This is a genomic window from Pedobacter sp. (genome assembly GCF_045628745.1).
Classification (GTDB): domain Bacteria; phylum Bacteroidota; class Bacteroidia; order Sphingobacteriales; family Sphingobacteriaceae; genus Pedobacter.
Genome location: NZ_JAZQPU010000479.1, coordinates 1 through 13,089, shown reverse-complemented (window position 1 = coordinate 13,089; position 13,089 = coordinate 1). Strand labels below are relative to the sequence as shown.

The 13,089-nt window shown below is 42.0% G+C and carries 16 protein-coding genes; 10 read left to right on the top strand and 6 right to left on the bottom strand.

Annotated elements, in window-relative coordinates; translation table 11 throughout:
• Nucleotides 1-51 precede the first annotated feature (51 nt).
• Entirely contained in the window at nucleotides 52-768 is a 717-nt protein-coding gene (locus ACR2F7_RS17510; RefSeq protein ID WP_432714826.1) for a 3-ketoacyl-ACP reductase, read from the bottom strand.
• Nucleotides 769-906: 138 nt separating this feature from the next.
• On the bottom strand, nucleotides 907-2,715 hold the full coding sequence (gene typA, locus ACR2F7_RS17505) for a translational GTPase TypA (RefSeq protein ID WP_432714825.1): 1,809 nt from the start codon (nucleotides 2,713-2,715) through the stop codon (nucleotides 907-909).
• A gap of 198 nt (nucleotides 2,716-2,913) precedes the next feature.
• Here typA and ACR2F7_RS17500 point away from each other — a divergent pair, with 198 nt between their 5' ends.
• On the top strand, nucleotides 2,914-3,570 hold the full coding sequence (locus ACR2F7_RS17500; RefSeq protein WP_432714824.1) for an NAD(P)H-binding protein: 657 nt from the start codon (nucleotides 2,914-2,916) through the stop codon (nucleotides 3,568-3,570).
• Here the strand turns inward: ACR2F7_RS17500 and ACR2F7_RS17495 are convergent.
• Nucleotides 3,563-4,387, bottom strand: a complete 825-nt coding sequence (locus tag ACR2F7_RS17495; RefSeq protein ID WP_432714823.1) for an alpha/beta hydrolase — start codon at nucleotides 4,385-4,387, stop codon at nucleotides 3,563-3,565. The two genes, ACR2F7_RS17500 and ACR2F7_RS17495, sit on opposite strands and share 8 nt — an antisense overlap.
• A gap of 95 nt (nucleotides 4,388-4,482) precedes the next feature.
• On the opposite strand from ACR2F7_RS17495, the gene ACR2F7_RS17490 reads away from it, so the two are divergent.
• The 9 genes from ACR2F7_RS17490 (at nucleotide 4,483) to ACR2F7_RS17450 (ending at nucleotide 11,765) form a co-directional block, all read left to right on the top strand.
• Entirely contained in the window at nucleotides 4,483-5,217 is a 735-nt protein-coding gene (locus ACR2F7_RS17490) for an esterase family protein (protein ID WP_432714822.1), read from the top strand.
• A gap of 5 nt (nucleotides 5,218-5,222) precedes the next feature.
• Nucleotides 5,223-6,272 (top strand): ATP-grasp domain-containing protein, encoded by a 1,050-nt coding sequence (locus ACR2F7_RS17485; RefSeq protein WP_432714821.1) that lies wholly within the window; start codon nucleotides 5,223-5,225, stop codon nucleotides 6,270-6,272.
• Between the two features lie 12 nt (nucleotides 6,273-6,284).
• Nucleotides 6,285-7,385, top strand: coding sequence for a carboxylate-amine ligase (locus tag ACR2F7_RS17480; RefSeq protein WP_432714820.1), 1,101 nt, complete (start codon nucleotides 6,285-6,287; stop codon nucleotides 7,383-7,385).
• A 4-nt stretch (nucleotides 7,386-7,389) separates the two neighbouring features.
• Nucleotides 7,390-8,220 carry a type 1 glutamine amidotransferase gene (locus ACR2F7_RS17475; RefSeq protein WP_432714819.1) on the top strand — a complete coding sequence of 277 codons (831 nt, stop codon included), beginning with the start codon at nucleotides 7,390-7,392 and terminating at the stop codon, nucleotides 8,218-8,220.
• Nucleotides 8,221-8,222: 2 nt separating this feature from the next.
• On the top strand, nucleotides 8,223-9,416 hold the full coding sequence (locus ACR2F7_RS17470; protein ID WP_432714818.1) for a hypothetical protein: 1,194 nt from the start codon (nucleotides 8,223-8,225) through the stop codon (nucleotides 9,414-9,416).
• Between the two features lie 50 nt (nucleotides 9,417-9,466).
• Entirely contained in the window at nucleotides 9,467-9,631 is a 165-nt protein-coding gene (locus ACR2F7_RS17465) for a FeoB-associated Cys-rich membrane protein (RefSeq protein ID WP_432714817.1), read from the top strand.
• A 15-nt stretch (nucleotides 9,632-9,646) separates the two neighbouring features.
• A complete protein-coding gene (locus tag ACR2F7_RS17460; RefSeq protein WP_432714816.1) occupies nucleotides 9,647-10,237 on the top strand; it encodes a Crp/Fnr family transcriptional regulator in 591 nt (196 codons plus the stop codon).
• 86 nt (nucleotides 10,238-10,323) lie between these two features.
• On the top strand, nucleotides 10,324-10,854 hold the full coding sequence (locus ACR2F7_RS17455) for a YceI family protein (RefSeq protein WP_432714815.1): 531 nt from the start codon (nucleotides 10,324-10,326) through the stop codon (nucleotides 10,852-10,854).
• Between the two features lie 35 nt (nucleotides 10,855-10,889).
• On the top strand, nucleotides 10,890-11,765 hold the full coding sequence (locus ACR2F7_RS17450; RefSeq protein WP_432714814.1) for a pirin family protein: 876 nt from the start codon (nucleotides 10,890-10,892) through the stop codon (nucleotides 11,763-11,765).
• On the opposite strand, the gene ACR2F7_RS17445 is transcribed toward ACR2F7_RS17450, so the two are convergent.
• The 3 genes from ACR2F7_RS17445 to ACR2F7_RS17435 all read right to left on the bottom strand — a co-directional run.
• Nucleotides 11,766-12,023, bottom strand: coding sequence for a hypothetical protein (locus ACR2F7_RS17445; protein ID WP_432714813.1), 258 nt, complete (start codon nucleotides 12,021-12,023; stop codon nucleotides 11,766-11,768).
• Nucleotides 12,024-12,058: 35 nt separating this feature from the next.
• On the bottom strand, nucleotides 12,059-12,541 hold the full coding sequence (ispF, locus tag ACR2F7_RS17440; RefSeq protein WP_432714812.1) for a 2-C-methyl-D-erythritol 2,4-cyclodiphosphate synthase: 483 nt from the start codon (nucleotides 12,539-12,541) through the stop codon (nucleotides 12,059-12,061).
• Nucleotides 12,542-12,606: 65 nt separating this feature from the next.
• Nucleotides 12,607-13,089 (bottom strand): PorV/PorQ family protein (locus ACR2F7_RS17435; protein WP_432714811.1); only part of this gene is annotated, 483 nt, incomplete at its 5' end.

Genomic DNA, 13,089 nt, shown 5'->3' with positions numbered 1-13,089 from the left:
CTGTCCTTCATCAAAGAAGAACAGACCCTTACCAAATATTTTAAAACCTTTTTAAGGGTTAGTAGACCACAATGATGCTTCTTTAACAAACACCCTGCGGTTTAATTTTAACTGCGATACAATCAGTTCTGCAAAATCCTCAGGCTGCATTACCCTTTCCGGGTTGCCATCGGTTAATTTCAGGTCTTTAGCCATATCCGTTGCAATGGTGCTCGGCACCAGGGTAGACACCCTGATGTTGTGCTTGCGTACTTCCTGCATTAAGGACTCTGACATGCCGATTAAGGCAAACTTAGAGGCACTGTAAGCACTAGTTACCGCATTGCCATTTTTACCTGCTGTAGAGGAGATATTGATGATATCACCAACTTTGCTGGCTATCATATCTGGCAATACTGCACGGGTAACATAATAAGGACCAAATAAATTGACTTTCACAATCTCTTCCCAACGTTCTGGCTCAAGCTCCATGAAAGAACCAAAGCTGCTGATGCCTGCATTGTTCACCAAAATATCAATGGAGCCTAAACCTTGTTTAATGGTGGCTACGGCTGCATTAACGGCATTGATGTCTGCCACATCTGCGGTTGCGATAACTGTTTTCACCTGAAAAGGTTTCAGCTCTTCGGCTACACATTCTAAATCTGCGGCTGTTCTGGCCACTAAGCCAATATTTACACCTTCCTGAGCAAGTGCAATGGCCAGTGCTCTTCCAATTCCTTTACCTGCACCGGTAATCAGTGCATTTTTCCCTTGTAATGATTCCATCGTCTCAACAATTTAAAACCCAAATTTAGCAAAGATTATTAGCTTTCAGCTCATGAAGGCTATAGACAAAAAAAAACTGGCCGTCCTTTGGGGACAGCCAGTTTAATATTTATGCGTTAAAAAACGTCGGTCTTAAAATTAAGACTGGAATTTTTTAGCGTTGATTTTACGTTCGTTCTCTAATAAATAGATTTTACGTAAACGCATGCTGATTGGCGTAATCTCAATATACTCATCAGCCTGGATGTATTCCATAGCCTCTTCTAAAGAGAATTTAATAGCTGGTGCAATACGAGCGTTATCATCAGTACCAGAAGCACGCATGTTGGTTAATGCTTTACCTTTTGTGATGTTAACAACTAAATCGTTATCACGGATATGCTCACCAACAATCTGACCTTCATAGATATCAACACCTGGATCAACGAAGAAACGACCACGATCTTGTAATTTATCAATTGAATAAGCAGTAGTAGAACCTTTATCCATAGAGATCAATACACCGTTAGATCTTCCAGGAATGGTACCTTTCCAAGGCTCGTAAGCTTTGAAACGGTGAGCCATAATTGCTTCACCAGCAGTAGCTGTTAATACGTTATTTCTTAAGCCAATGATACCACGTGAAGGGATTTCAAATTCTAAGTGTTGTAAGTCACCTTTAGGTTCCATCACCAATAACTCACCTTTACGCTGTGTTACCAATTCAATTACTTTACCAGAAACTTCACCCGGAACATCAACAATTAATGTTTCAATAGGCTCACATTTTTTACCGTCAATTTCTTTAACGATAACCTGTGGCTGACCTACCTGAATTTCGTAACCTTCGCGACGCATAGTCTCGATCAATACTGAAAGATGCAGAATACCCCTACCGTAAACAAGGTATGAATCTGGAGAATCAGTTTCAACCACTTTAAGGGCAAGATTTTTTTCCATCTCTTTGTATAAACGTTCTTTAATACGTTGAGAAGTAACAAATTTACCTTCTTTACCGAAGAATGGAGAGTTATTGATGGTGAACAACATGTTCATTGTAGGCTCATCGATAGAGATTACAGGAAGTTGCTCTGGTGCATCAAAATCAGAAATAGTATCACCGATATCAAAACCATCAATACCAACTACAGCACAGATATCACCTGAACTTACTTCAGTAGCACGGATTTTACCTAGACCTTCGAAAGTATATAATTCTTTTACTCTTGATTTAACAACTCTACCATCACGCTTAATTAACGTTACAGGCTGGTTTTCTTTAATTGTACCACGGTGTACACGACCAATTGCAATACGACCTACGAAAGATGAATAATCTAAAGAGGTAATTTGCATTTGTAAAGTACCTTCGTTTTCTGGTGCTGCAGGGATGTGCTCAATGATAGCATCCATTAAAGGGAAAATATCAGTAGTTTTCACTTTGTAATCAGTACTCATCCATCCTTGTTTAGATGAACCGTAGATTACAGGGAAGTCTAATTGATCTTCTGTAGCTTCTAAGTTAAAGAACAATTCAAAGATTTGCTCATAAACTTCGTCTGGGCGACAGTTTTCTTTATCTACTTTATTTACAACAACAATAGGTTTTAAACCTAAAGCCAATGCTTTTTGTGTTACGAAACGCGTTTGAGGCATTGCACCTTCAAAAGCATCACAAAGCAAAACAACACCATCAGCCATTTTTAACACACGCTCAACTTCACCACCGAAATCGGCGTGACCAGGAGTGTCAATGATATTAATTTTATAGTCCTTGTATCTAACTGAAACGTTTTTTGAAACGATGGTAATCCCACGTTCACGCTCCAGGTCATTATTATCAAGTATTAAATCACCTGTTTGTTCGTTATCACGAAAAATAGAACAAGTGTGTAAAATCTTATCAACCAACGTAGTTTTACCGTGGTCAACGTGTGCTATAATAGCTATATTTCTTATTTTTTGCATATAATGCGTTGTAAATTTTGCGCAAAGATATCGTTTTATTTTGATATATCAGCCTATATGTTACCCTTTTGCATGAAAAGATGTCATATGCAGCACACAATTACCTTCTTGCAAAACAGGTAATTGACCTCAAAATTTTAATTGTACCTTACAGAGGTATATACAATGGATAAGTGAATTAATTCTTTTTGCAACACCATGGAAAAAAAAGCGATTTTATTAGGCGCCAGCGGATTGATTGGTAGCGCCTTGCTTCAACAGCTTTTACTGAACGACAATTATACGCAAGTATTGGTAGTGGTGCGTAAAACGCTGAATATACAACACCCAAAGTTGAAACAACTGCAGGTTGATTTTGACCATCTGGATCAGTACGCGGCAGAAATTCGTGGCGATGTGGTTTTTTGTTGCCTTGGTACCACCAAGCAAAAAACCCCCGACAGAGAGCAATATAAAAAGATTGACTACAAGTATCCGCTGGATGCGGGATGGATAGCCTATACCAATGGGGCCACTCAATACCACCTTGTTTCTGCATTGGGGGCCAACCCTAAGTCGGGCATTTTTTATTCAAGAACCAAGGGTGAAGTTGAGCGCGACCTGAAAACCATCCCCTTCCAGGCCATATACATCTACCGCCCTTCCTTGCTTGATGGACACCGTACTGAGCATCGTTTTGCGGAAAAGCTGATGATCAACCTTATGCGTTTTCTCAACCCTGTTTTAGTGGGCCCTTTAAAGAAATATAGAAGCATCAGGATAGAAACGGTGGCTGCTGCCATGGTGAAAAAGTCATTGCAGGAGGAGAAAGGCATATTTACCTATCCTTCAGATCAGATTGTGAACATCAGCTAGTGCCACGCTGAAACTGCCGCGGAAATGCCCAGCGTAAAAATGCCGGAAAAGCTTTACCCCATGTTGGAACATCGTGTTTACCGCCCAGCGCCTCGTAATAACAGAGGTCTGCAGGGCGCTGAAAACCTTTGTGAAGCAGTGCCTTGATCACATCAATGGTATCGTCTATAGAATCTATTATGCCATTGTTATTGCGGTCTGAGGTTTCATCTGCCGTGCCGGCCATCAGCCAGAACTTTACGGCAGGTTTACTTTGCACTCCCCTGATCATCTGCAGGACAATCCGGTGCTGCTCTTCGTCGTAAGCTGCATCAAGTGCTTTGCTGCGCCACCAGAAAGCCCCTGAAAATACACCTCCCAGGTTAAAGTGTTCAGGATTTCGGTAAACGATATCAAAAGCAGAAAGCCCACCTAAGGAGAAACCGGCAAAACCTGTTTTTCCATTGACCTTTAAAGGCAGGTGTTGTGCTACAAAAGGTAAAAGTTCGTTGATGATAAATTGCTCATAGTACCCCGCTTTTGCCCCACGGCCGAGGTAATCAGGCATGCCTGCCACGCCATATTCCTGAATGCGTTCATCGCCCGCTCTAATAGCCACCACGGCCAGCGCTTCTATTTGTTGCAAGCCCAATAGGTTTTCAAGGGTAGCCTGCAGCTGCAGCGCATCAGCATCCTGACCATCGTTCAGCAATAACAGGTTGAATTGTTGCTCACTGGAAATGCCTAGCGGCATATAAATTTCCAATGCTACAGTTCTTTTTAAATGAATAGAATCCAATTCAAAAGCTGTTTTCTTAATTTCTTGTGCTAACCTCACTGAGGCAATTTACAGCTTTTCAGTAAAAAAATTAAATTTAAAATTTGTTAATGCTGGTCATCCTGCTTACCTTTTAAAAACTTAATCTTAAATATATGCAAGAAGGCTATTTGAAATGGTATAGTCCAAATTTAAGTGCAGAATTTGAGATGCTTACCTTTGGTCATGGAGGTTACCCTTTGCTGCTGTTTCCCACCAGTAATGGGCGTTATTACGAGAATAAAGACTTTAAATTAATTGAATCGGTACAGCAATTTGTAGACGAGGGCAAGGTTAAAATCTATTGTCCGGATAGCGTAGATGCCCGGAGCTGGTATAACAAAGACATCCACCCTGCCGACCGGATGAGAAACCATATGTGGTATGAAAAAATGCTGCTGGAAGAAATTCTGCCCATTACCCGCAAAGACACCGGCATAGCGCGCGTCATCGTGGCCGGCTGCAGCTTTGGAGGTTACCATGCGGCAAATTTCGCCTTTCGCCACCCTCACCTGGTGAGTCATTTATTGAGCATGAGTGGTGCTTTTGACATCCGCGGACAAATGGATGGTTTTTACAATGATGATGTTTATTACAATAATCCAATAGATTTTATGCCTGCTGCACAAAACCCAGAACTTTGGCAGCTTAAAATTGTTTTAGGTACGGCCGACAGGGATATTTGCAGACGGGACAATGAAAATCTTTCGCTAATTTTAACGCAAAAGGGTATTAACCACTGGCTTGACATTAGATCAGATGCCGATCATGACTGGATAGTGTGGAGAACGATGTTCCCTGATTACCTGGGCCAAATTAATTCGCCAACCACAATAACTGTAAAAAATTAAGCTCAATGAAGAAAATAGGAATTTTATTTGGACAGGAAAGGTCTTTTCCTGAAGCCTTTGTTAAACGAGTCAACGAAACAGCTCCTGCTGATATCCGCGCAGAATTTGTAAGTATCGATAAAGTATTTCAGGCAGAAAGCTTAGGCTATGCCGTCATTCTGGATCGTATTTCGCAAGGGGCACCTTTTTATAGGGCAGCGCTTAAAAATGCCGCCATTACGGGCACTGCCGTTATCAACAACCCTTTTTGGTGGAGTGCTGATGAGAAGTTTTTTAACAATGCACTTGCCGTAAAGCTAGGGATACCTGTACCTAAAACAGCTTTATTGCCTTCTTACGAACGTCCTGATGACACCTCGGATACTTCTTTCAGCAATTTAGCCTTCCCCTTGGCCTGGGATGAGATCTTTGAATATACAGGTTTTCCCGCTTACATGAAACCCTTTGACGGCGGTGGCTGGAAAGAAGTTTACAAGCTTGAAAATAAGGAAGATTTCTTTGAGAAACACAGCACCACAAAACAAACGGTGATGATGCTGCAGGAAGAAATTGTATTTGATGAATATTTCCGCTGCTATTGCATTGGTGGTAAACATGTGCGCATTATGCAATATGAGCCACGAAATCCTTTCCACTTAAGGTATGCTATAGAAAATCCGCCATCGAGCGAAAAGCTGATGCAAACCATCCACGACTATGTCATCAAGCTGAACCAATATCTGGGTTATGATTTCAATACCGTAGAGTTTGCCGTTAGAGACGGCATTCCTTATGCAATAGATTTCTGTAACCCTGCACCGGATGCTGAAATTTCTAGTGTTGGTCAGGAGAATTTTGACTGGGTAGTCAATACCGCTGCTGCATACGCCATTGAAAGGGCACAAAACCATATAGAAGGACAAGATAACCTTACCTGGGGAGAATATGTTAAAACTTCTGCTACCGGACGACCTCTTGTGAACAACCCAGTGAAAGCAACCAAAGCAAGGGCTGCTGTACAGGCAAAGTTTAAAAAAGAACCTGCGGCACCAAAAAAAACTAAAGAAAAATTATAGCACCAGCCTCTCATGAATGTCTTTACGCTCGGTATAGAAGAAGAATATATGGTGTTAGACCCTGTAACCAGGGAGCTCACCTCGCACGACCAGAAAATTGTTGATGCTGCTCAAAAAATTCATAAAGACCAGGTGAAGGCAGAAATGCACCAGGCTGTGGTGGAGGTGGGCACGGGCATTTGTAGAAATACAGACCAGGCAAGGCTGGAAATTACACAGCTGCGCCAAACGGTTGCTCAATTGGCGGGAGAACAGGGTTTACGGATCGGGGCTTCGGGTACCCATCCCTTTTCACATTGGGCAAAACAGCTGATTACAGAACACCCCCGTTACAGCGATATTGTCAACGAGCTGCAGGAAGCGGCACGCTCAAACCTGATCTTTGGCCTGCATGTGCATGTAGGCTTTCAATCGCGTGAGCTTGCCATCCATATTGCCAACCAGGTACGTTATTTTCTACCCCATGTTTTTGCCTTATCGACCAATTCACCCTTCTGGGAAGGCCGTAACACGGGTTACAAATCTTTCCGCACCAAGGTATTCGACAAGTTTCCACGTACAGGGATTCCTGATATTTTCAATAGCATTGAAGATTATGACAACTATGTGAAGCTGCTGATTAAGACCAATTGTATCGACAATGCCAAGAAAATATGGTGGGATATTAGGGTACATCCTTTTTTCCAGACCATAGAATTCAGAATTTGTGATTGCCCTATGCTGGTAGATGAGACGATGGCTTTCACAGCCCTGTTCCAGGCTTTATGTGCTAAGTTATACAAATTGAGGTTACAAAATTTAAACTTTATCAGCTACTCCAGGGCGCTGATCAATGAAAATAAATGGCGTGCGGCGAGGTATGGAATTGACGGGAATTTGATTGATTTCGGGAAAGAAATTGAAGTAAATTGTCGTAATTTAGTGTTAGAGCTTTTAGATTTTATTGATGATGTTGTGGATGAACTGGGCTCTAGGAACGAAATTAATTATGTACATCAAATATTAGCAGCTGGCACTGGTGCCGACCGACAGCTTGCCGTATACGAACAAACGGGAAGTTACGAGGCTGTAGTTGATTATATTACTGCACAAACCGTAACAGGACTTGGTTAAGAACATGACAGAAAAAAAAACGATTAAGGTTGCCGTTATTGACATGAATGATGGGTTCCCCAACCAGGGAATGAGAGGGATATTGACTGTATTAGAAAAATATACTGCAGATTCGGATTTTGAGCTGCGTCCTTTTGTATTTGACTTGCGACAGAAAAATGAATTGCCAGACACCAGCTTTGATATTTATATCTCTTCGGGTGGGCCGGGCAGTCCTTTTGCCGGAGAAGGACAGGCTTGGGAAAATAGTTTTTTTGACTTGCTGGATGCTTTGGATGCCTATAACCTACAAACCAGCGGCCCTAAAAAGTATGTTTTCCTCATTTGCCACTCTTTCCAGATGGCTTGTCGCAAATATGGCTTAGGCAAAGTGACGCAGCGCAATTCTCCTGCTTTTGGAATTTTCCCCATCAGCATGACCTCTGAAGGGGCGCAGGATCCTGTGTTTCAGGGCTTGCCCAATCCATTTTATGCGGTAGACAGCAGAGATTGGCAGGTGATTTCCAGTCAAGAGGACCACTTTGAAGATACACCTGCTGAAGTTGCTGCCATAGAAAAATACCGTCCGCATGTAGACATGGAACGCTGCATGATGTCCATCCGCTTTTCAAAGGAGGTGATGGGTACGCAGTTCCATCCCGAAGCGGACCCTGTGGGCATGAAAGTGCATTTACTACAGGAAGAGCGTAAAGCGGCTATCATCCTTGCTCATGGGGAGGAAAAATACTACGATATGCTCCATAGTGTGGATGACCCCAATAGGATTCTGCTGACGCAAAAGCTGATCTTGCCAAATTTTTTAACGGAAGCCTTACAACAATATAGAGACGCTTAAAGATGATCCCCAGCTACAGAAAGAAGTTCAATGGTAATTTTACCCATCATAAATATGAAAACCTGTTAGCAACCATCAGCGCAGGATTACCTGCAATCACCTTTCGCATTGCGGAAACACCTATTTTTATCCCTGCAGCGTTAAAAGAAAAATTAATTGCTGCTGGTAACGAGATCATCAAACTCATTCGCCAGCCTGATTTTAAGGCCTTAACCCAAAAAGCCATTCCGCCACAGTGGAATGTGCCCAATGAAAATGACCATCCTCATTTCCTGACCTTTGATTTTGCTGTTTGTAAAGATGATGCCGGGGAACTGACCCCGCAGTTGATAGAAATGCAAGGCTTTCCTTCGCTCTATGCTTTTCAACCTCAGCTGGCAAAAGCCTACAAGCAAGCCTATGACCTTGATGAGATCGCTTCTTTTAGTCCGTATTTCAATGGGCTTGACAAAGCGGCTTATGTAGAGTTGTTTAAAAAAGTGGTGTTGGGTAAACACCAGCCTGATGAAGTGGCCCTGGTAGATCTGGATGCTGAACAGCAAAAGACCGCTGTTGATTTTTACATTACCCAAAGGGAAACGGGCATCAAAATCTTAAGTGTAACGGATATATTCAAGGAGGGAAAGCAACTTTTTTACCGGGAAAATGGGGAGAAGAAACGGCTAAAGCGGATTTATAACCGTGTAATTTTTGATGAGGTGGAAGATAGCAAAGCGCTGTTTGAACAAAGCTTTGACCCCCGTGAAGAGCTGGATATTGAATGGGCAACACATCCTAATTGGTTTTACCGCATCAGCAAATACACCATGCCCTTTTTGAAGCATGATTTTGTACCCGAAACACGGTTTTTAAATGAGGTGGAAGAAATACCGGCCGACCTGGAAAATTATGTACTGAAGCCTCTTTTTTCTTTTGCTGGCCAGGGTGTTGTGATTGATGTTGACCGCGAGGCCCTGGAAAAAGTACAAGACCGCGGAAACTGGATCCTGCAGCGAAAAGTAAAATATGAGCCCGTCGTGCAAGCCCTGGATGGTGGTGTAAAGGCCGAAATAAGGTTAATGTATTTATGGCCTGATGGTGAAGAACCACAACTTTGCATGAACCTCTCCCGCTTAAGCAGGGGAAAGATGATTGGTGTACGCTACAACAAGGATTTCGACTGGGTAGGCGGAACGGTAGGCCTTATGGAACAGTAAATTGACAATTGCAAGACCTCATCAAAGGTTTTGTTCCTTAATTTTGAATCATGGACATTCAAACCATCATTGTCATCCTCTTATTTGCTGCGGCTATATTTTATATAGGCCGGATCATTTATCGTTCTGTTGCCAATAAAGGCGGCAGCTGTGGCTCCTGCAACAGTAACCAATGTAAGGTAGATTTTTCTAAAATTGATACGCACAAAAAATAGCGGTTTAGCCACCATATGTTAGAAAAGTTTAGAGCCTACCTTGAAAAGTCCATTACCATTAGCGATGAGCAGTTTGAGCTGATTTCAAAGCACCTTAAAATTAAAACTTTCGAGAAAAACGAATTGATCCTCAACCAGGGAGATATTTGCACCAGAACTTATTTTGTTGTTGAGGGCTTACTGCGCAGTTATTCAATTGACAGCAAGGGTAAAGTGCATATTATTCAGTTTGCCCCGGAATTGTGGTGGATTTCTGAAAGAAACGGCCTGCTTTTTAATGAGCCTGCAGATTTTAACATCGATGCTGTGGAAGCAACAACGGCCATCATTGTTCCCAAAGACTTCTTCAGGGACGTGATTCCCCATGTGGAGGGTTTGCATGACCTTAACCAAATCATGCTCAACAACTCTATCCGTTTTATGCAGCGTCGCATCAATATGCTCTTGAGTGCAACTGCCGAAGAACGCTACCTTAACTTTATTAAGCTCTACCCCAACCTTACTTTGAGGGTTCCTCAATGGATGATTGCTTCTTACCTTGGTATAACACCAGAATCTTTAAGCAGGGTAAGGAAAGACCTGGCACACAAACATTTCCGCCCTTAGCATTTCTTATCTTACATCAAGGGGAGGTCAAACACTTGGCCGTACATTTGTACCATTATATTAAACAACCTAAAGAAATTAATATTATGGCTACAACGAAATGGACATTAGATCCTACCCACAGTGAATTAGAGTTTAAAGTTAAACACTTAATGATTACCACTGTTACCGGTGCATTTCATGAATTTACCGCAGAACTGGAAACAGAGGAAGAGGATTTTAGCAATGCTAAAGTTTCTTTCGAAGCACAAATTGCCTCGATCAGCACCAATAATACCGACAGAGATAATCACTTGAAGAGTGCTGATTTCTTTGATGCTGAAAAATTCCCAACATTGAAATTTGAATCAGCTACTTTAACTAAAGATGGTGATGATTATAACCTGAATGGAGATTTAACCATTAAAGGGGTTACAAAACCTGTAAAACTGAAAGTTGAATTTGGTGGCATTGCGACCGATCCATGGGGAAATATCAAAGCCGGATTTAACATCAATGGTAAAATTAACAGAACAGACTTCGGTTTAACATGGAATGCAGCACTGGAAACAGGTGGCGTCATGGTGAGTGAGGAAGTACGTATTTTAGGTGAGTTGCAATTTGTAAAACAAGCTTAAGCAGCAACATCCTTCTTTATATAAAGGAAAATAAAATGAGTGAGATGGTAAAACCAGTAGCGGATATTTTAAAAGCACCGGCCCCACACATGGTTGGTGATGCATTTAGGGTACACAATTTTTTTCCTGGAGGATACAAAATAAAAATGAGCCCATTTTTTTTACTGGATTACAATGCTAAAATCAATTTTTCTGCAAGGAACGAGCCACGGGGTGTAGGTGTACACCCCCATCGTGGTTTTGAAACGGTAACCATTGTGTATAAGGGCGCTTTAGCCCATCACGATAGTGCCGGCAACAGCGGAAAGATATATCCCGGGGATGTGCAATGGATGACTGCCGCCAGTGGTATTCTGCATAAGGAATACCATGAGCAGGAGTTTAGCAACACAGGGGGTGATTTTCAAATTGTGCAGTTATGGGTAAACCTGCCTGCAAAATATAAAATGATCAAGCCTAAATACCAGGGTTTGCAGCACAGTGCTATTCCTACGCTTACCTTAGCCGATGGGGCAAGTAATGTAGAAGTTATTGCTGGAGAATTTCAGGGTGTAAAAGGCGCTGCCAGTACTTTTAGTCCGATGGAAGTGTATAACCTGAAACTGAAAGCAGGTGCCAGCCTACAGTTAAACTTACCGGCAAACTACAATACGGGCTTGTTAGTGGTGGAAGGCAACATTAAAATTAACCAGAGCAGCGATGCCCAACAGGATCAGTTTGTTCACTTCAAAAATGAGGGAACGGAAATAACTGTTGAAGCTATACAGGACAGTGTTATTTTACTGCTCAGCGGCGAACCTATACAGGAGCCTATTGCTTCTTATGGTCCTTTTTTAATGAACAGGCCTGAAGAAATACAACAGGCACTGGCCGATTATAATGAAGGTAAATTTGGCTACCTGGAAGAGTAATTAAGGCTTTTTGTTTAAGCTTCTGCCGGCACTGTCTGTACCACTTGTATCTTTTAGAATAGATGTTTCTTTGGTATGCACAGGTTCGTCTGGATCAATGCCTGTTCCTCTATGTCCACCTTCTGGATCGCCATGTAAGTTAGTATCCACTACGGCAGAGTCGGTTCTTCCTTCTTGTCCTTTATCACCGAAAGTACAGGCCGTTATTCCTGCAAAGGAAAAGGCACAAATATAAAGCAGTTTTATAGAATTTCTCATCGTTAAGGGCTTTTAACTATAACGGTTAAGGGCCCTTAATTGTTTTTTTCTAATAAACACACGGCATAAGCGACCACGCCTTCTTCCCTGCCAATAAATCCCATTTGCTCATTAGTCGTTGCTTTAATGGAGATGTCCTCTTCAGAAATATTGATGGCTTCAGCAATATTTTTCTGCATTTGGGGAATGTGAGGGTTGATTTTTGGTGCTTCTAAACACAGTGAGGCATCAATATTACCGATGGTAAATCCTTTCTCGCTGATCAGCTGAACGGTTTCCTGCAATAAAAGCATGCTGCTGATGCCTTTCCACCGTGGATCTGTATTTTGAAAGTGGAAACCGATGTCTCGCATATTTGCTGCGCCTAAAAGGGCATCGCAAATTGCATGAAGTAAAACATCTGCATCAGAATGGCCAAAGGCACCACGGTGATGTTCTAAATTTACACCACCAACGATAAAAGGATGGCCATCTTTTAATTGGTGAACATCAAAACCGAATCCTACTTTTATTTTCATTTTTGCTTTTTAAGGTAAGGAAAGAAACGTCCTAAGATACATTTAAAAGGCCTTTTATTCCAAACTTATGGAGCTATTCTGTCAAAGTTAAAAAGCAAGGTAATTCTGAGGGCATTGGCCATAGGGCTTTTTTCAGGACGGGAAAGGATATAGGCCAGATCTAGGCCCATGACCTCATATTTAAAACCGGCACCAACAGTAAGGTAACTCTTGTTCCCTTTTTGAGGGTGCGCATAGCCATATCCGGCCCTTAAGGCAAATTGCTGCTTATAGGCATACTCTAACCCTGTACCCACGCTAATTTCTTTAAGTTCATCTTTCAGGCCATCCGGATCATCAATAAATGATTTAATCAGACCTGCTGGAACAGAAGTATCGTTATTTTCTGCACCGTAAGCTGTGGCAACTGGAACCAGAAGTTTATTAAAGTCAAGGGCCAGGTTAAGCTTGCTGTCACCAGCTAATTTAAAACTGGCTGCAGTCCCTATTTTTATATTTGCAGGGAGAAAATAGGGGACTGTACCGTTGGTATAAGACATTTTTGTGCC